The sequence below is a fragment of the Akkermansia muciniphila genome (genome assembly GCF_002884975.1).
GTDB lineage: Bacteria > Verrucomicrobiota > Verrucomicrobiia > Verrucomicrobiales > Akkermansiaceae > Akkermansia > Akkermansia muciniphila_C.
In genome coordinates this window covers 62,045-79,621 of the sequence record NZ_PJKB01000003.1, presented here as the reverse complement: position 1 = coordinate 79,621, position 17,577 = coordinate 62,045, and the positions used below count along the sequence as shown (strand labels likewise).

The 17,577-nt window shown below is 57.8% G+C and carries 21 protein-coding genes, 1 tRNA gene and 1 CRISPR repeat array; of the genes, 11 read left to right on the top strand and 11 right to left on the bottom strand.

From position 1 onward, the window contains the following. Nucleotides 1–3: 3 nt before the first annotated feature. Nucleotides 4–294: a CRISPR-associated endonuclease Cas2 gene (cas2, locus tag CXU21_RS10225; protein WP_102715661.1), complete on the top strand. Its 291-nt coding sequence runs from the start codon at nucleotides 4–6 to the stop codon at nucleotides 292–294. Nucleotides 295–495: 201 nt separating this feature from the next. Then, nucleotides 496–1,061: direct repeats of the CRISPR family, unit length 33 nt; unit sequence GTCGCACTCCGCACGGAGTGCGTGGATTGAAAC. Nucleotides 1,062–1,196: 135 nt separating this feature from the next. On the opposite strand, the gene CXU21_RS10220 is transcribed toward cas2, so the two are convergent. Genes CXU21_RS10220 through CXU21_RS10210 form a run of 3 tightly spaced genes read right to left on the bottom strand, consistent with a single transcriptional unit; the run spans nucleotide 1,197 to nucleotide 2,415 of the window. Further along, a complete protein-coding gene (locus CXU21_RS10220) occupies nucleotides 1,197–1,454 on the bottom strand; it encodes a hypothetical protein (protein ID WP_102715663.1) in 258 nt (85 codons plus the stop codon). After that, nucleotides 1,451–1,744, bottom strand: a complete 294-nt coding sequence (locus tag CXU21_RS10215; protein ID WP_102715665.1) for a MarR family winged helix-turn-helix transcriptional regulator — start codon at nucleotides 1,742–1,744, stop codon at nucleotides 1,451–1,453. The genes CXU21_RS10220 and CXU21_RS10215 overlap by 4 nt, the downstream gene beginning before the upstream one ends. A gap of 50 nt (nucleotides 1,745–1,794) precedes the next feature. After that, entirely contained in the window at nucleotides 1,795–2,415 is a 621-nt protein-coding gene (locus tag CXU21_RS10210) for a hypothetical protein (RefSeq protein ID WP_180972775.1), read from the bottom strand. Nucleotides 2,416–2,739: 324 nt separating this feature from the next. Between CXU21_RS10210 and CXU21_RS10205 the strand changes: the two genes are divergently transcribed. The 4 genes from CXU21_RS10205 to CXU21_RS10190 are packed head-to-tail and all read left to right on the top strand — an operon-like array spanning nucleotide 2,740 to nucleotide 5,741. Next, complete coding sequence (locus CXU21_RS10205; RefSeq protein ID WP_146016823.1) at nucleotides 2,740–2,946, top strand: hypothetical protein; 207 nt, start codon at nucleotides 2,740–2,742, stop codon at nucleotides 2,944–2,946. An 8-nt stretch (nucleotides 2,947–2,954) separates the two neighbouring features. After that, nucleotides 2,955–4,589: a portal protein gene (locus CXU21_RS10200; RefSeq protein WP_102725962.1), complete on the top strand. Its 1,635-nt coding sequence runs from the start codon at nucleotides 2,955–2,957 to the stop codon at nucleotides 4,587–4,589. Continuing rightward, a complete protein-coding gene (locus CXU21_RS10195; RefSeq protein ID WP_102715673.1) occupies nucleotides 4,586–4,867 on the top strand; it encodes a hypothetical protein in 282 nt (93 codons plus the stop codon). The genes CXU21_RS10200 and CXU21_RS10195 overlap by 4 nt, the downstream gene beginning before the upstream one ends. After that, nucleotides 4,860–5,741, top strand: coding sequence for a hypothetical protein (locus tag CXU21_RS10190; protein WP_102725961.1), 882 nt, complete (start codon nucleotides 4,860–4,862; stop codon nucleotides 5,739–5,741). The genes CXU21_RS10195 and CXU21_RS10190 overlap by 8 nt, the downstream gene beginning before the upstream one ends. Before the next feature lie 379 nt (nucleotides 5,742–6,120). On the opposite strand, the gene CXU21_RS10185 is transcribed toward CXU21_RS10190, so the two are convergent. Continuing rightward, nucleotides 6,121–6,195, bottom strand: a tRNA-Val gene (locus tag CXU21_RS10185). Between the two features lie 172 nt (nucleotides 6,196–6,367). Between CXU21_RS10185 and CXU21_RS10180 the strand changes: the two genes are divergently transcribed. The 3 genes from CXU21_RS10180 (at nucleotide 6,368) to CXU21_RS10170 (ending at nucleotide 8,030) form a co-directional block, all read left to right on the top strand. Next, nucleotides 6,368–6,868 carry a thioredoxin family protein gene (locus CXU21_RS10180; protein WP_102725960.1) on the top strand — a complete coding sequence of 167 codons (501 nt, stop codon included), beginning with the start codon at nucleotides 6,368–6,370 and terminating at the stop codon, nucleotides 6,866–6,868. A 188-nt stretch (nucleotides 6,869–7,056) separates the two neighbouring features. After that, entirely contained in the window at nucleotides 7,057–7,401 is a 345-nt protein-coding gene (locus tag CXU21_RS10175; protein WP_102715679.1) for a ferritin family protein, read from the top strand. A 293-nt stretch (nucleotides 7,402–7,694) separates the two neighbouring features. After that, nucleotides 7,695–8,030: a ferritin family protein gene (locus tag CXU21_RS10170; protein WP_102715681.1), complete on the top strand. Its 336-nt coding sequence runs from the start codon at nucleotides 7,695–7,697 to the stop codon at nucleotides 8,028–8,030. A 57-nt stretch (nucleotides 8,031–8,087) separates the two neighbouring features. Here the strand turns inward: CXU21_RS10170 and CXU21_RS10165 are convergent, their stop codons facing one another. Beyond that, nucleotides 8,088–8,561 (bottom strand): C-GCAxxG-C-C family protein, encoded by a 474-nt coding sequence (locus CXU21_RS10165; protein ID WP_102725959.1) that lies wholly within the window; start codon nucleotides 8,559–8,561, stop codon nucleotides 8,088–8,090. A 16-nt stretch (nucleotides 8,562–8,577) separates the two neighbouring features. Beyond that, nucleotides 8,578–9,252 carry a DedA family protein gene (locus tag CXU21_RS10160; RefSeq protein ID WP_257997389.1) on the bottom strand — a complete coding sequence of 225 codons (675 nt, stop codon included), beginning with the start codon at nucleotides 9,250–9,252 and terminating at the stop codon, nucleotides 8,578–8,580. A 109-nt stretch (nucleotides 9,253–9,361) separates the two neighbouring features. On the opposite strand from CXU21_RS10160, the gene lpxB reads away from it, so the two are divergent. Then, nucleotides 9,362–10,480, top strand: a complete 1,119-nt coding sequence (gene lpxB / locus CXU21_RS10155; protein WP_102725957.1) for a lipid-A-disaccharide synthase — start codon at nucleotides 9,362–9,364, stop codon at nucleotides 10,478–10,480. A gap of 183 nt (nucleotides 10,481–10,663) precedes the next feature. Here the strand turns inward: lpxB and gdhA are convergent, their stop codons facing one another. Continuing rightward, nucleotides 10,664–12,019, bottom strand: a complete 1,356-nt coding sequence (gene gdhA, locus CXU21_RS10150; RefSeq protein ID WP_102715689.1) for an NADP-specific glutamate dehydrogenase — start codon at nucleotides 12,017–12,019, stop codon at nucleotides 10,664–10,666. 88 nt (nucleotides 12,020–12,107) lie between these two features. Beyond that, nucleotides 12,108–12,458, bottom strand: a complete 351-nt coding sequence (locus CXU21_RS12225) for a hypothetical protein (RefSeq protein ID WP_146017052.1) — start codon at nucleotides 12,456–12,458, stop codon at nucleotides 12,108–12,110. A 20-nt stretch (nucleotides 12,459–12,478) separates the two neighbouring features. Between CXU21_RS12225 and CXU21_RS10145 the strand changes: the two genes are divergently transcribed. Further along, nucleotides 12,479–13,204, top strand: coding sequence for a hypothetical protein (locus CXU21_RS10145; protein WP_102725956.1), 726 nt, complete (start codon nucleotides 12,479–12,481; stop codon nucleotides 13,202–13,204). 129 nt (nucleotides 13,205–13,333) lie between these two features. Here CXU21_RS10145 and CXU21_RS10140 read toward each other — a convergent pair whose 3' ends face one another. The 3 genes from CXU21_RS10140 to CXU21_RS10130 all read right to left on the bottom strand — a co-directional run bounded on the left by CXU21_RS10140 (nucleotide 13,334) and on the right by CXU21_RS10130 (nucleotide 16,808). Continuing rightward, nucleotides 13,334–14,344, bottom strand: coding sequence for a transposase (locus tag CXU21_RS10140; protein WP_102715693.1), 1,011 nt, complete (start codon nucleotides 14,342–14,344; stop codon nucleotides 13,334–13,336). A 233-nt stretch (nucleotides 14,345–14,577) separates the two neighbouring features. Next, entirely contained in the window at nucleotides 14,578–16,368 is a 1,791-nt protein-coding gene (locus CXU21_RS10135; protein WP_102715697.1) for a chloride channel protein, read from the bottom strand. Continuing rightward, the gene (locus tag CXU21_RS10130) at nucleotides 16,365–16,808 is read right to left on the bottom strand and encodes a PTS sugar transporter subunit IIA (protein WP_180972531.1); all 444 of its coding nucleotides are present in this window, start codon (nucleotides 16,806–16,808) and stop codon (nucleotides 16,365–16,367) included. The genes CXU21_RS10135 and CXU21_RS10130 overlap by 4 nt, the downstream gene beginning before the upstream one ends. Before the next feature lie 216 nt (nucleotides 16,809–17,024). Between CXU21_RS10130 and CXU21_RS10125 the strand changes: the two genes are divergently transcribed. Continuing rightward, on the top strand, nucleotides 17,025–17,564 hold the full coding sequence (locus tag CXU21_RS10125) for a YcxB family protein (RefSeq protein ID WP_102725954.1): 540 nt from the start codon (nucleotides 17,025–17,027) through the stop codon (nucleotides 17,562–17,564). Nucleotides 17,565–17,577: the final 13 nt, after the last annotated feature.

Sequence of the window (17,577 nt, the reverse complement as noted above, 5' to 3'; positions counted from 1 at the left end):
ACCATGTACATTCTCATTACTTATGACGTCTCCACGGAGGATAAGGCAGGGCAGCGCCGCTTGCGCCAGGTTGCCCGCGCCTGTGAAAATATCGGGCAGAGGGTGCAGAATTCCGTATTTGAATGTGAGCTGTCTCCGGCCCAATTGGTTGACATCAGAAGCAAGCTGCTTAAAATTATTGATAACGAAAGCGACAGCCTGAGGATTTATCACATGGGTTCCAATTGGCATCATAAAATAGAACAATTGGGGAAGGAAAAAAGCTATGATATTTCCGGCCCCTTGATTATTTAAAGACTGTTGAACACGGCCTTTGCGCCAATCCCAAGCTCACACAAATTTCCCGGGAGGCCGGCGATTGGTGTAACGCGTTGGAAATTGAATATTGACAGATGATCGCCTAGAGAGGGAGACCGTGCAATGACGGTCTTCTCCGGGAGGTTGGCGCAAAGTATCGTTTGCGCTGTTGAGTAACAGTGCATATGATCATACGCAGTCGCACTCCACACGGAGTGCGTGGATTGAAACTTTCCGCTGTCCTCCATTGGTGCGAATGTCTGCTGTCGCACTCCGCACGGAGTGCGTGGATTGAAACCCAATCCGTCATACAGATTTAACCAAGCAAGGCAGTCGCACTCCGCACGGAGTGCGTGGATTGAAACATTGTAAATAGTACATAAGTAATTCATTTTTAGGTCGCACTCCGCACGGAGTGCGTGGATTGAAACCCAGCTTTGCCACCGAGCCGGCGCGCTTCACAAGTCGCACTCCGCACGGAGTGCGTGGATTGAAACCTGGTCACGTCCTATGACATGGCCGCCGGAAGCGTCGCACTCCGCACGGAGTGCGTGGATTGAAACCTTGCCTCCAGTGAGGCACCGATTGCGGACAAGCGTCGCACTCCGCACGGAGTGCGTGGATTGAAACCGGAGTAAGGAAGAAGACGATTTGAGGAGCATCTGTCGCACTCCGCACGGAGTGCGTGGATTGAAACTCCGGATTACGCTTTATGAGGCTGATAGTTCCGGGTCGCACTCCGCACGGAGTGCGTGGATTGAAACCATCCACAGTTATTGCACACAACGCAATCACCTAGTCGCACTCCGCATGGAGTGCGTACTGTTGCCTGACAATGAAAAAGCTCTCCAGGCTTGTTTGGTCTGGAGAGCTTTTTTGTGGTGATGCAGCATTAGATTTCAGGAAGGAGCCTGGTCGTCCAGATTGAGTTCTGCGGGCGGGATAGCCTGGAGCAGGGCCAGAATGGGGTCCTGCGTTGCGGCTCCCGTTTCCTGCCTGCGTCTGAATTCCTCTTCTTCCTGCTGGAGGGCAGCCAGCTTGGTGTCTTCCACCAGGGCCTTGAATTTATCTGCCTGGGAGTATTCGCCGTCCGTATCCCGGAAGACCCGGGCGAGCCAGCGGCGTTTTTCTTCCGTGCTGAGCAGGGAGTCCTTCATGTGCCGGGGAGGGTATTTTTGTCCAGCAGGTTTCCGGCCAGCTGCTCGCCTTCCGCCGTGGGGCGGTACACGTAAGGTCGGCAGTCTCCGAACCGGTTGACGTATCCCTGAGCGATGAGGTCCTGCAGGATGTTGGTGACGGTATTGGGGTGCAGGCGGGTGGCCTCCGTGATGGTGCTGTGGCGCCTGTATCCGGCGATGACGGCCAGAATGACCTGGGCGCTGCTGAGGCGGAAGTCCATCCTGCGGACGTTAGTGGCGAATATCTGTATGAAGTCCAGTGCTTTCATCAGCGTGTATTCACAAGTTATCGTTATGTTGTTCCCGTGTTATTCTCCTGTTATTCATATTCTTCCGAGCAGGTGGGGGATTTGATTTTCCTCAGCAGGTCCAGCAGGGGGTGGGAGTCGTTGGAGAAGGATTGCACGGCGTTGACGGTGGCTGCCTGCGGAAGAATGATTTTATGGAATTCCTGGTGAAGGTTCTGGCGCAGGCTCTGGTTTCCCGTCATGGGCATGGCCAGTTTCTCCGCCAGGCGCGTAGCCAGGGCGTCCATGAAGAGGGGATCAAATTGGTTTGCGTCTTCAATGTCCGCAATGTAGCTCATAGGCAGCGGAGCGCGTGAGGCATGGATGCGGCGCCCTTGCATTTTCCATTCCGTACATTCCACATCCAGCACGCGCAGGCAGTCCGCAGGCAGCGTGAACTGGTAGGGGGTCAGGGAGTTGGGAGCCTGGGCGGAGACGGAGTCCAGCATGGCCTGCGTGGTGGCGAAGGTCCAGCGCGCCATGCAGAGGGTTTCTCTCCGGGCCGGGTGGTAGTGAAGAACGCAGAGACGGGATGCCGTGGATTCATTGGCAATCAGCGCATCCAGCGGCGCTTCCCCTATTTTGGAGAGCGCCGCGTTGCAAATATCCAGCGCGGAGGGGGTATCCGGCTGAAGTAAGGATTCATGAGTCATAACGCCACATGTTTGCCGGATTTGGCAGTGTAATGCATCTTGTTTGGGAGTGCCCTCTTTTGTGCCACCGGTGGCATGTATGCGGCCGTTTTTTCCCCAGGTGCATTTTCCTGCCATTCATCTATTTGATAGATGCATGCACCGGTCCGGAAGTTTCCGGGCAGGTGAAGAGCATGCCCTTTTCCTTTACGGTGAGACGGCGCCTGCTCCGCATGGCTTGTCCGTGCGGCAGGCGTCCGGACCCCCACGGAGCCATTTATTCCGGTAAACGGAACGGGCCATTAATAAAACCATGCATAGAAAGAAAAAGAGATTATGGGATTCATGAAACCATCCACACCGTCCACTCCCGCGCCGGAGCAGACCATTCCAGTGAAGGCGGAGAGCGTGGGTGAGGAAGTAGGAGAGGATTACCAGGCACGGGAGCGCCAGAGGCAGGGGATGATTTCCACCATTCTGGCCCGCCGCCATTCTTCCGCTGGGCAGGAGGAGGCCAATCCACGTACCCTGCTTAGGAAAACCCTGGGATAGCCGCCGCCATGGAAGAGAGAGTTGCGGAGTTGAATTCCGTGTACAAGTCCCTGGCCGCCCAGCGCGCTCCCTGGGAGACGTGGTGGGACCGTTTGAGGGATTACGTGCTGCCGCGGCGCCTGAACCGGGAAGGGGATGTTTCCCTGCCCAGCAGGGACGCCATGGACCGCATGACGGATACCACCGCCGTGGAGGCGTGCCAGAAGCTGGCCAGCGGCCATATGTCCTATATTACGCCCAGCCATGACGTGTGGTTCAAGTGGTCCGCTCCGGATGACCACGGCGGCGATGAGGCGGAGGCCTGGTATAACCAGTGTTCGGAGATTGCCTTGAAGGAGCTGTCCGTTTCCAATTTTTATACGGAGATCCATGAGTGTTTCTTGGATCGCGTGGCTTTGGGAACGGGCAGCCTGTTCACCGGGAATTCGTCGGACGGCAGATTGCTGTTCACGAATATTCCGTGCGGGCAGTTCGCCTGTGCGGAGAATGCGGAAGGCCGGGTGGATACTTACGTGCGGGAGTTTACCTATACCGCCCACCAGGCGCGTTCCATGTTCGGCCTGAAGGCGCTGGGCCCCCGGGCGCGGGAGGCGCTGGAACGCGGCGGCAATCCATACGCCACGTCCCTGAGGTTCCTGCATGTGGTGCGTCCGCGCACCCGGCGCAGCCGCCGCAGGGAACAGGCCGCCCACATGCCGTTTGAGAGCGTTTACCTGTCCCTGGATGACCAGGTGATCGTGGAGGAAGGGGGATACATGGAGTTTCCGTACCTGGTGACCCGTTTCCTGAAATGGGGCAGCGGCCCGTACGGCCTGGCTCCCGGCAGGCTGGTGTTTCCCGCCATTCAGCAGGTGCAGTTCCTGAACCGCATTCTGGACACCTTGGGGGAGGTGGCCGCCTTCCCCCGCATTCTGGAGCTGGCCAACCAGATCGGAGAGGTGGACCTGCGTGCCGGCGGCAGAACCGTCATCACGCCGGAGGCCGCTTCCCTCCACCTCCCCCGGGAGTGGGCCACGCAGGGCAGGTATGACATAGGCATGGACCGCCTGGCGCAGAAGCAGGACGCCATACGCCGTGCCTATTACCTGCCCATGCTGGAGCTCTGGAGCGGCCACCGCGGCAGCATGACAGCCACGGAGGTGATGGCGCGGGAGAATGAACGCGTGCTGATGTTTTCACCATCCTTCACGCTGTTCGTGAGTGACCTGTATTCTACCATGACGCGCATTTTCTCCCTGCTGTTCCGCATGGGCAGGTTCCCCAGGCCTCCGCGTGCCGTGCTGCGGGAAGGCAGGGGCGGTTCCGTCACCGTTGGGGAACCCAGAGTGGTGTACCAGTCAAAGATAGCGCTGGTTCTCAGGCGTTTGCAGAGCGAAGGCATGGACCGCAGCCTTCAACGCCTGAATATGATGATGCAGGCCGCTCCGGACCTGGCGGACCATGTGGACTGGGATCATTGCTTCCGCCTGTCCACCCGTGTGGACGGCGCTCCGGAGAGCATGCTGAGGCCCTGGGCTGACGTCCAGGCCATGCGGAAGGAGCGTGCGGACCGCCAGCAGGAGGCCGCGCAGGCCCCGGCGGAAGAGGATCCGTACGCTTCCCTTAATCCCTTGCTTGACCAGTTAACCGCGATTCAGGAATGAACCAGGATATGACATTGCAGCAGGAGGCTTCCCTCAGGGAGGCCCGTCTTAAAAGGCGCCAGCTTCTCCGGGTGTTTGACACCCCGGACGGGCGGGAGGCGCTGACCTTTCTGGAGGCTCGCTTCCAGACTGATTTGCCCGTTTTTCAAGGAAGTCCCGGGAGTTACGACCCCCTAGATGCCATGAGGCGGGATGCCTACAGGGAGATATTCCTGTACATCCGCCGCCAGCTCCAACTAGCCATTAAAGAATCCACAGCAGAAGAAAAAAATGATTGATTCCATTGATAACAATACGGCCGCTCCCTCCGGGGAAGCGGATTTTTCCGGGGCAGTTTCCCCGGAGGCGGAAATTTCATCCGCAGCTCCCGCACAGTCCGAGCCTCTTCCCGGCCTTCTGGGGGAGGACGGGGGTTTTGTCCCGGATTGGTATGCCCGTTTTGATGAGCTGAAGGGGATGGAGAAGTCCCTTTCCAAGTTTAAGACGCCGGAGGCTCTGGCGAAGAGTTACGCAGAGCTGGAACGCATGCGGCATTATCCCGGTGTGGAGAATGAGGAGCAGATGGAACGGTTCCGGCGGATGGCCGGACTTCCGGAGTCGGAGGAGGAATACCGCCTGGAGCGTCCGGAATCCACGCCGGAAAACGAGTGGAACGCCGGACTGGCGGAACGCATGGCCCGCACGGCCTACCGCTACGGCGTGCCCCCGGAGGCCATGAATGCTCTTCAGGAGACGATGTCCCAGGCGTATGAGGAAGCCAGGGAACAGGTGGAGGATTCCCGGCTGGAGATGGAAACCCGGGCGGAACAGTCACTGCAGCAGGAATGGGGCGCCAATTATGAGCGTAATATGGGCCGGGCCACTGCCGCTCTCCAGCGGCTTGCGTCAGAGACGGGCGTGGATGCGGACGCCCTGCTTGACCATCCGGAGCTCGGTTCCAATCCGGACGTCATCCGGCTGCTGTTCCAGGCCTCCCGCCTGCTGGATGAAGCGCCCCTTCATCATTCGGGAAACGGTACGCCTTCTCCTGCGGAGGAGGCCATGCGCATGGAGTCAGACCCTTCCCACCCGCTTTATGATGCGTATATGAGCGTGAACCATCCCAACCACAGGTACGCCAATGAATTGTATGACCGCCTGACGTCCCGGTGATCCGTGGATTGCCTGACGGTCCTCTTGTCAACAGAAAGCCCGGCGGAGGGGTTACCTCCGCCGGGCTTTTAATGGTCATTATTTCATCAGGGAAGGAGGGTTAAGGGCTGCGGCCTTCATCTGCCTTCACACTATTAGCGTCCTGAGAGTGGGGTTGTGTTCAAAAAAAGATGGGAAAAGATTTTTTGCCTTTCCTTTCGCAGACGCTGCAAGCGCCATTTTTCCCGGCCTCTTTTTCCCTATCTGTAGGAGCGGGATGCCTCCCCGGATGAACCTTTTTTTCCAGGCCGTGCCGACGGAGATGCAGGAGAAAATTTGGAAGTGCTGCGTGCCGGAATAAAAAAATCCCGTCCGGAAAGGGACGGGATTTTAAGGAAAGTGGTACGCGGTATAGGATTTGAACCTACGACCTCCACCATGTCAAGGTGTTGCTCTACCACTGAGCTAACCGCGCGTTTGGAAGTGCGGGCGGATTATTACCCGATTGGAGTGGAAAGAGCAATACTTTTTTTAGAAGAGAGCCCATTTCAGGAGGAAATAGGTTCCCTCCCATATGGGAAAGACGCTGATTTGTCTTCCTATGCTGCCATTTCCTGTTAATTTGCAGGGAACCACTCCCAAATGTGATGAACAGACATTTAATTTTTGCATTATGCGCCGTGCTCGGATTCAGTGTTTCCGGCGTTTCCATGGCCCAGGATCTTCCGTCTGACAAGGAAGCCGCCGCAAAAGCGGCCAAGGCCGCCAAGGTAAAGTTCAAGTGGGGCAAGAGCATGAAGAGCGCCCAGAAGCAGTCGGAGGAGACGGGCCTTCCCATTGTCCTTCTTTTCACGGGAACGTCCTGGTGCGGTTACTGCATTAAGCTGGAGAAGGAAATTCTTTCCAAGAAAGAGTTCAAACAAGGCATGGATGGTGTGGCCATCGGCGTCAAGTTTGAGTTTGGCAGTCCGGATTTCAGCAAATCCAAGGAAGCTAAGGAATATGGCATCCGCGGCGTTCCCGCCATGGTGGTGGTAGACGCCAAGGGAAAGGAGCTGGGCCGCACGGGTTATGTTCCCGGCCGGACTCCTGTCCAATACGTTGAGTTTTTCAAGAAGTACGCTCCCAAGCCCGCGGAGGCCAGGTAAGGCGTTACACCCAACCGGGATTCTGGGCAGGAGCTGCGGTGCTGAAACCGCGGCTCCTGCCGTATTTTATAGGAAAGGAGGGGAATTTTCATGAAACTCTTTTCCATGATGCTGGCTCAAAAGAATCCGTAGGAAATTTATGACAAAAGCATATTGAATGAAGAATTTGTTTATCCGGTCCTACTGGTATGCCTGAATTTACAAATGCATTTAGCGGATTGAAGGAAGACCGGATGCTCACCCATGACGAATTGGTGAGAGCCATCCGGTTTATGATCGCAGCGGAATATGAATCCATCCAGCTCTATACCCAGCTTGCCGCCTCCATTGACAATAAACTGGCCCAGGAAGTTCTTTGGGATATTTCCGATGAAGAAAAGGAGCACGCGGGCGAATTTCTCCGCCTTCTTCAGGTTCTGGCCCCGGATGAACAGGGCTTCTACGACGAAGGGATGGGTGAAACCAATGAAAAAATTGACAAGTTAAAGGCATCCTGCCCGGACGGCAAATGCAGCAATTCCCCTGCCCATTGACGGATTTTCCGTTCTCCTCCTGTAAAACGCCCGCTTTTTCCTTCAGGGAAGGGGTGGGCGTTTTCTGTTGCCGGATTGTGCGGGCCTGTCTTGTCTCTCTCATTTCACATCAGCAGGGGGAAGGCAGGCCGGGCCGGAGGGGGCGGAAAACTGCTGTTTCCCCATATTAAAACTGCCGGAGAGCGGAGTTGCCCCATTAGACCGTTTTCTATGAAAAAAGTTCAAAGAATGTCGCAAAAAATGTATGACAAAAACATTTTGAATACATTAGTGGTGATTTGAGTCATACCTGCATGCCTGAATTTACAAATGCATTTAGCGGATTGAAGGAAGACCGGATGCTCACCCATGACGAATTGGTGAGAGCCATCCGGTTCATGATCGCAGCGGAGTATGAGGCCATCCAGCTCTATACCCAGCTTGCCGAATCCATCGACAACAAACTGGCTCAGGAAGTTCTTTTGGATATTTCCAATGAAGAAAAGGAGCACGCGGGCGAATTTCTCCGCCTCCTTCAGGTTCTGGCCCCGGATGAACAGGGCTTCTACGACGAAGGGATGGGTGAAACCAATGAAAAAATTGACAAGCTGAAAGCCTCCTGCCCGGACGGCAAATGCAGCGCTCATTGACGGTACTTTCCGTCTGATTGAAATGCCCGGTTTTCCTGCGTGGGGAGACCGGGCATTTCAATGCTGCGCCCTTGCTTCCAGTGCGGCTGCCTGGTGGGCGCAGAAGGCAATGCAGCGTTCACAGGGGCGTGAGGCGTAGTAGGCCGCGGTCCGTTCACCGGGGCGCGCCGTTTCCGCAGCCAGCCGTTCCGGAGACAGGCCCAGCAGTTCCCGGCAGTAAAGCGTGCCGAATTCCTGTTTGAAGGAGGCCGCCAGGGACTGCACCAGGGAAAAGATTTTTTCCTTTTCCCCGGTTTCCGGAGAACTGTTTCCGTACAGGCTGCCGGCCAGCATGCTCAGTCCGCAAAAAGCGCCGCACACCTCCCGCATGCGGCCTATGCCCGCTCCCAGCGGGGAGGAAAGTTTCAGGGCCGTTTCTTCAGTCAGGCCGCAGACGTCCGCAAAGGCGGCAAAGACGGACTGGGAACAGTTGTACCCCTGGTGGAAATAGTCCAGCGCCCGGGCTGCCCGGTCTTCCTTGGAAGCGCTCATGGAAAAAGTATGAAGGTTACTGCTCCTTTTCAGGGGTGGCCTCTGCGGCGGCATCCTGCGCCTTCTTACGGTCCGTCAGCCTCAGCATGATGATGTAGCAGACGGCCAGCACCAGCACGGCCAGAATGAGGGGAAGGCTTTCACTCTTTACGGTGAGGATCAGTTCGTCCGGAGATTTGAGCAGTTCCGGATGCCGTTCCCCAATGCGGTGACCGTACCAGGCGAGCACCGTGCACCAGGCGAACGCTCCCAGCACCGTAACCAGGGAGAAAATCCCAAACCCCATGCGGACAATCCCCGCGGGAATGGAGATCAAGTGGCGTATGACGGGCAGGAGGCGGGCGAAGAAAACGCCGGAGACCTCATACCGCTGGAGGAAGACTTCCGCCTTCTCCACCTTGTTGGGCGGCATGAAAAAGAATTTGCCCCAGCGCATGATAACCGGACGCCCTACGATGCGGGCTACGGCGTACGTGATGGCGGACCCCAGCCAGGAACCGAACGTTCCGGCAATAACCACTCCCCAGAAGCTCATGCTCGCTCCGTCCTGGGCGGACAGGATGGCCGCGGGCGGAATGACTACCTCACTGGGGACGGGAAAGATGGAACTTTCCATGGCCATCAGGACGATGACGCCCACATAACCCCAGTCCTGCACCCAGGACATCCAAAGCGAGACCAATTCATGCATACGGCGCGTATCTTGCATTAAAATCCTTGAAAGGAAAGTCTTTTATTGCGCCGCTGAAACGGGGCTGGTAAGGTAAAAAGGCATACGGCGCGCGCCGCAGCAGAGAGTGATGAAGCTTTATATTATAGCGGGAGAGAAGAGCGGGGATATTCACGGAGCCCTGCTGTTGAAGAATCTGCTGCGCCTGATGCCCGGGACGGACGTCCAGGGGCTGGGCGGCCACGGCATGCATGCGCTGTGCCCCGGCGTGGAAGACTGGGCGGATGAAGCCGCCGTCATCGGCGTGGTGGAGGTGCTTAAGAAATACGGCTGGTTCAGGAAACGTTTTCTCTCCATTCTGGAGCGTATACGGCAGGACCAGCCGGACTGCCTCATCCTGATTGACTATCCGGGATTCAACCTGCGCCTGGCGGAAAAAGTCCGCAAGTGCTGCCCCCATACCAAAATCGTTTATTTTATCTCCCCGCAGGTGTGGGCCTGGCACCGCGGGCGCATTCCCAAGATGGTGCGCATGCTGGACCTGATGATGTGCATCTTCCCCTTTGAGGCCCCCCTGTTCCAGGAGGCCGGGCTGAAAACGGAATTCGTGGGGCATCCCCTGGTGGATGAGATTGTTTCCATCCGTAAGGAGGATGTCCGGGAGACGTCCCTGATAGGTCTCTTTCCCGGCAGCCGCAACCGTGAAATTGACAGGCATTTCCCGGTGTTTATAGAGGTGGTCCGCCGCCTTTCCCGGGAACGGCCGGAACTGGCCTTTGAAACCGCCGCCTCCACGGAGGCGCTTGCGGAAAGAATGCGCGGCATGGCGCGGAAGGCCGGCATGCCGCCGGAACTGTTCCACATTACGGTGGGTGGCTATCATGAACTGATGGATCGCGCCGCCGTGGGGGTGGTGGCTTCCGGCACCGCCACGATGGAGGCCGCCTTGCACCGGCTCCCGTACATGCTGGTGTACAAGGTTCCCCTGTTGACGTACTGGATGGCGCGCATGCTTATTAAAATACGCTTCATCGGCATGGTAAATATCCTGGCGCAGAAGCCCGTGGTAAAGGAGCTGGTCCAGTTTGATTTTACGCCGGACAAGGTGATTGAAGAGATAGAACGCCTGCTGGTCCCGGAAAACAGGGATGCCCTGCTGGCGGAAATGAAAGACGCCTCTGACAAGCTGGGGCAGGGGGGAGCCGCGGAACATGCGGCGCAGGCCGTGTGCCATCTGTTGGAGGAGTAGGCGGGAAGGTTTTTCCTGGGATATGGGGCCGGGGTATCCGGGCTGCCGTTTGATGGAGCGTGGTTTCTGTGCTCCTGCTTTGGCCGTGGAGGTTTTCCGGAGAATCAAGGTCTACGGAAGAATAAAAAAGCGCCGGGCGAACCCGGCGCTTCATGGTGTGTTTTACGTTGAAAGAAGGCAGGCTCAAACCACCCCTTGATCGATCATGGAATCCGCCACCTTCACGAAGCCGGCAATGTTGGCGCCGGTGACGTAGTTGGTGAAGGATTTGTCTGAGGAATATTCCTCGGCATGGGCCAGGGCGTTCGCGTGGATGTTGGCCATGATGCTCTTCAGCTTGTGGTCCACTTCCTCGCGCGTCCAGGAGAGGCGCTGGCTGTTCTGGGACATTTCCAGACCGGAGGTAGCCACGCCGCCGGCGTTGGCGGCCTTGGCCGGGCCGTACAGGATTTTGGCGGCCAGGTAGGTTTCAATGCCTTCCAGGTCCGTGGGCATGTTGGCGCCTTCCGCCACCAGGGTACAGCCGTTCTTGATCAGGGTGCGGGCGTCTTCCCCGTTGATTTCATTCTGCGTGGCAGAGGGGAAGGCGCAATCGCACGGGACGCTCCAGGGACGCTGGCCTTCAAAGTACTGTGCCTTCGGGAACTGCTTCACGTATTCCGCAATGCGGCCGCGGCGCTTGTTCTTGAGTTCCATGACCCAGGCCAGTTTTTCCGGAGAAATGCCGTCCGGATCGTAGATAAAGCCGTTGGAGTCGGACATCGTGACGGGCTTCGCGCCCAGTTCATTCAGTTTTTCCACGGTGTACTGGGCCACGTTGCCGGAGCCGGATACCAGGCAGATTTTGCCCTGCAAGTCGTCATTGCGGGTAGCCAGCATGTTCTGGGCGAAGTACACGCAGCCGTAGCCGGTGGCTTCCGGACGGATGAGGGAGCCGCCCCAGTTCAGGCTCTTGCCGGTGAGAACTCCGGTGAATTCATTGCGGATTCTCTTGTACTGGCCGAACAGGTAGCCGATTTCTCGGCCACCTACGCCAATGTCCCCGGCGGGAACGTCCGTATTGGCGCCGATGTGGCGTTGAAGCTCCGTCATGAAGCTCTGGCAGAAGCGCATCACTTCATTGTCGCTCTTGCCCTTGGGATCAAAGTCGGAGCCGCCCTTGCCGCCGCCCATGGGCAGGGTGGTGAGGGAGTTTTTGAAAACCTGTTCAAAACCCAGGAACTTCAGGATGCCGAGGTTCACGCTGGGGTGGAAGCGGAGGCCGCCCTTGTACGGCCCGATGGCGCTGTTGAATTCCACACGGTACCCGCGGTTCACCTGAACCTTGCCCTGGTCGTCGATCCACGGCACGCGGAACAGGATGGTTCTTTCCGGTTCCACGATCCGTTCCAGAATCGCGTGGTCTTCATACTTGGAATTCGCGGCCAGAACCGGCTCAATCGTGTTGAGCACTTCCTGAACGGCCTGGATGAATTCTTTTTCGTGGCTGTTCTTGGCTTTCACCAAGTCGAGCACGCGCTGGGAATATGTCTGTGCCATCTTCTCTGTTGTTGTATTTGGGTTGACGCTTCACGCGCGGTTTTTCGCACGCGCCCTTCGTTTATCATTCCACGGCGCGCACTGGCAATCATTTTTTTCCCTGGAAAGCATAAGGGGTCAGCAAGAAAATAGAAAATATCTTTACGTGTTGTAATTTGTAAACTGACCCCTGTTGGTGATTGAGGTTTGTTTGCACAACGTTTTCCGGGAGGAGGAAACCGGAGGCCATATCTGTAAATCCGGCTTGTTTTTCTCTGGAGGCGGATTTTGAATCCGGTGTCAACAAAGAATAAATGAAAAAGAAAACGTTATCAGGAAATGCCGTTGTGCCAGAGACGGAATTCGCCTGTGACGAATGGACGGGGTATTTTTTATAAGCATTATGTTTTCTGCGTCTTGCGTGATTTTCCGGATTCAAAATCCTTAAACTGGCTTTCATTGTCAGAATAGTCAAAAACCATGAAGAAAACATTATTTCTGCTTATGATCGGAGGGGCTTTTTCCATTGCCCAGGCGGCATCCGTTTTTGTGGATGTATACAGGGATGGCGAGGGAAGGGACGGCATGAACCAGTACACTTCCAATGCTGCGGCTGTTCTCTCCCTGGTGGACGCCTCCGGCGGCGATACTCCCTACACGCTTAAAATCGTTAAAAGCGCCGGGAATTTCTTTAACACGACGCTTGCCGCCGTAACTCCCGGGGAGGATGACCCTGGTTATTACGCCTATTACCAGAACAAGGCGGCGATGGAGGATCTGGTCAATACCCTCGGTTCTTTTGATTACGGCGCACTATCATCTTACATGGCTCCCGGCGCCGGAGGCTCCACTACGTCCTCCATTCAATTGGGGGGCCTGACCGTGGGCGATACGGTAACGTTTTACATGTTTATTTCCAGTGCCGCCGTGGCTCCGGGGGCCACTACCGTGACGGGAGGAACCGGCTTCTTTGAATATGCGGCAGCGGGTGGGACCGGCTTTTCATCCACTCCTTCCTTCTCCAACGGCAAGCTGACCCTGGTCAAATGGACGGGGGAGGCGACGTCGGATACTCTTGATTTCCGCATCGGGGGGCAGAAGGCCGGAGTTGCGGCCATGGCGTTTTCAGTTGTTCCGGAACCGGCTGCGGCATCCATGGGGTTGCTTGGGCTGGCTGTTATGATGGTGCGCCGGCGTAGGGCATGATCCCGTCCGCTCCGGCAGCATTTACCCTGCACGGAAGGATATCCGGAGGCGGATGAATGGTATCCGTTCTCCGGATTTTTCTGCGTGGCGGATGGGAAAGGTCTCTTTGGATACTCCCGCAGGGAAAAATCAGGCTGTCAGGCGTTCAATCCATGCCCGCGTTTTCAGGTCCGTTTCCGCCATCTTCTTGGCCCGGTGGAGCAGGGTTCCCATGGATTTGGGAATGCCCATGTGCAGGCGGTTGCTGATCCATGCGTACGGAACCAGCGTGCTTTGCCGGACCGCCAGGGCAATGATGAGCTTGGAGGAATGGCTGTAGGGCGTGACAAGCAAGTCCTCCTCTGACAGGCCGAATGCCTTCAGGCCGTTTTTCACAATGATTTCCGCCTGGTATTCCCCTATTTCCGAGGCGCGCATGCCCGTAGTAACGGGCTTTCTGCGCGCCAGCCGGGGCAGTTCCCCCACCAGCCTGGCGCGGAAGGCGCTGGAGCCGTAGCACCAGCCCCGCTGTACGGTGCCCGGGCCCACGTGCCCCGCAGGGAGCAGGGAGCGTTCATCCATGCGCTCCGCCTCAAAGCGGCCCATCAGGTGGTTGAGGTACTTCTGGCGCCCGTCATCCGTATCGTCACAGCCAAAGCACACCAGGCCGCGCTCCGGGTGAATCCACTTGGGCCTTTTTGCGGGCGCATCCAGCCACGCCGGGAGGCTGGTCCACTTGCATCCGGAAAGGAACGTGTGACGCCGTGCCAGTCCGGACCGTGCCGGATTCAGGTGAATGTAATCAATGATGGTGGAAAAATAGTGGGCGTTCTCCGCTTCCACCACCATGGCGTGGTATCTGCCTGCGAACAGGTGGCCGCGCATGCGGTGGCGCGCATTGAAGCGCTGCGTGTAGGCAGTCTGGAGCCATTTCATGCCGTCCACCAGATTGGCGCGGGCCGTCTGGAAAAGAATATGGTAATGGTTGGCCATCAGCGCATAGGCATACACGGTCCAGCCGCTTCTGCGGGCCGCCTCATGAAAAGTGCGCAGAAAGATTTCCCGGTCCTCGTCATCCAGGTAAATGGCGTCTCCGCGGTTGCCTTCGCTCTGCACGTGATAGACCGCTCCGGGGTATTCTATTCTCAGCGTACGGCTCATAATGCCGGAAGCGTACCGGATGAGGTCAAAAATGCAAGTTTGTTGTTATTTTTAACCTGACCCCTGTTGTGAAAAAAGAGGATGCAAAAATTGCGTTTTTAAGCGGCCCCGTGTCTCCGGGAAGGGAGGACCTGCCGCCGCCGGGGTGCCGGGCAGGATAATGCCGGAGAGGTCTGCAGCGCTCCTTACAAGTTTTTTCCGGAACAGGATGTGGTCCGGAAAAAACGCCGTTCCTATTGCAGTTTCTCCCGCCGCATGATTTCGGAGAGCACCAGGTAAAGGTCCGTCTTGTTGACGACGCCCAGAAGCAGGTCGTTGTTCGGGTTCACCAGCGCCAGGGACTCCGCGCAGTGGGGGCGGGAGAAGATGCCCAGGGCTTCCGGAAGGTGCATGTCCGCGGGCAGGGTGGGCATGTCGCTGCGCAGCACGTCCATGGCCAGGACGGCCTGGGCCAGCTCCTTGTTGCGGGCAAAGGCCGCCACGTCCTCCGCCACTACGCTGCCCAGGTATTTGCCTGCGGGGGAAGTGACAAAGATGGGCTGGGCCGGGTTTTTAATGAGCATGGAGGCGATGGTGCCGAATTTGTCCAGGGGATGGACCACGGGCGGGTCCTTGCGGGCCACGTCCTGAAGCTGCACCTGGGCCAGGGGCTTGTCAAAGGTGCTTCTGGGGCCAAAGGCCAGGGAGTCATGGTACATGGACTGGGCCCTGGTCAGCCTCGCCATGCCGTAGGAGACCAGAACGCCGATGATCAGGGGGAACATCATGTGCCCTGCCATGGTGAATTCCACCACCAGCACCAGGGAGGTGATGGGGGCGTTGGCCGCCGTGGTGAAGAAGGCGGCCATGCCCACCAGGGAATAGGCGATGGCATGGTCTCCCGGCACGCCCAGCTGGGTGAGCGCCGCGCTGAACAGGAAGCCGCACACGCTGCCGATGGTGAGGCTGGGCGTCAGCGCGCCCCCCACCGTACCCACGCCGAAGACGATGGCGACGGTGAAGATTTTCAGGAACAGCAGGATGCCCGCCCTCGTGGCGTCAAATTCATAATGAATGAGGGAGGTGATGATGTTTTTACCGTTGCCCACGATTTCCGGGTAGAAGATGGCGATGACGCCCACCAGCATGCCTGCGGCCATCAGGCGCACGGGCAGCCACTGGCGTTTCCCGTTCAGGTACTGGCGGGATTTTTTAAGGATCAGGAGCCAGAAACTGGCTACCAGGGAGGCCAGCGCGCCCAGCAGCACGCACCAGAGCACATGCTGGTTGCCCGTCAGGGAAACCTCCTGCTGGAGCTGGTAGATGGGGGCCGGTTCATGGAACAGCCCCATCGTAAAGTACCCCGCGCAGCTGGCCACCAGCAGGGGCGCCAGGAAGTCAATGGTCAGCGCGCCCAATACGATTTCACTCACGAACAGGCCGCCGGCCAGGGGCGTGTGGAAGGCGGAGGACATGCCGGAAGCCGCGGCGCAGGCTACGACCAGGCGCAGGCGCGGCGCGGAGAGATGGAAGAAGCGACCCAGGGCGGACCCCACCACGGCGGCGGCCTGCACCAGAGGGCCTTCCCGGCCGATGGAGGCGCCGGAGCCTACGGAGAAAACGGCGGACAGGGAGCGCAGCAGGCTGGGCTTGGGGGGCACATAGCCATTGCCCAGTGCCACGGCTTCCATGTATTCCGTGGCCTTGGCCGGGACGAAGCGGTGCGTGAAGAGAAGGGTGAGGCCGGCCAGCAGGCCGCCCGCCGCCGGGACGAAGATGCACCAGGCCCAGTCCTGCCTGGCCATTTCCTGAAAGACCTGGATTTGCTTGTAGCTGGTACGGCCCGTCAGGAGGTCCTGGACCAGCTCCACCCCCCATTCAAAGACAAGGGCCGTCAGTGCGCCCAGCGCGCCTACGACGACCGCCCAGATGAAGATGACCTGCTTGTCTCCCAGCTTGACTTTTTCACGCAGGCTCAGCGCCATGCGGAGCCATGACCAGGAGATGTGCGTTTTTGCCGCAGGCTCGTTCTTCTTATCCGTCATTGCAGGGCTTGTTGAAGGGACGCCAGCAGGCTGGCTTCATCTCCCGTCCATTCCCCGTTGGGGCCCAGAGGAGCGTTTTTATGCCACCGCAGCAGCTTCTGCATGGTGGTCAGGTAGCCGGTCACCATGGCGGTGGGAACGCCCAGCATGACGATGAGGTGGGCGTGGCGGGCATCGTCCGGCCAGAGGATGCCTTCCGGGCTGAGGCCCACGGTAACCTGCATGGAATCCAGGGCGCTGGTGCGTCCGTGGGGTACGGCCAGACCGTGGTCCAGGTAGGTGGTTTGCGTTTCCTCGCGCAGGAGGACGGCATTCTTGATATGCCTTAGCTGGCGTTCGTCAAGGACTTCCGCCATGGAATCCGTCAAGGTTTCCAGAGCCTGTTCCTGAGTGGTTGAGGGCTGGAACGTGCGTACGTGAATTTGAAGATTGTCTGCCACCGGATCTGCTAAAGGCTTTTGGCTTTTAATTCTATGAAGGGAGCCCTGATTATCAAGGAAATTCTGGTCTGCGGACGGGGAAGGACGCTTTCCCGGAGAATTGGGGCGGGGAAAATGGGGGAAGGCCCTTCCAGGCGTGGCCGTTTTGCCGCAAACGTGGCGGAACGGCCTGTTTTTAGGCTTTCTCTTCCGCGGGAATGAAGCTACCCTGCCGCCATGATGCAGGATTCAGAGGTCATCAAACTCGTCAAGCCCGTTCCGTCCGACCGCCTGGCCACCCAGGTGCTGGTGATGTGGTACAATACGGTGCGCCCCAAGTGGAAGAAGCCCCTGGATTTATCCATTACCGCCTTCTTTGTACTGATGACGCTGTACTCCTTTTCCCTGCGTCCGCTGCCCATCTTTGCATGGCTCTCCCTTGCCGGGGCGCTGATGGCGATCATCCTGTCCTGGTTCTACGTCCCCTTCCTGGCGAAGGCCGCTCTGGCCGCCAACAAGAAGGTGCCCATGTACCACCAGGAGAAGGATTACGTTTTTCACGAGGATTACATGACTTTTTCCAGCAAGGGCGTTGAGCCCATGAACATTCCCTATGACCGCTTCACCACCCTGTGCAGGACGCGCCACGCCCTGCTGTTCCTGTTTGGGAAAAAGCTGGTGCTGTGGCTGCCGATTCAGCTCATGAGCAAGGAGGAGCTGGCAAGCATCCTGAGCAGGTTCCGAAACCACGGCGTGGAAGTACGGGATATTTCCTGAGGTGGAAAGCCGT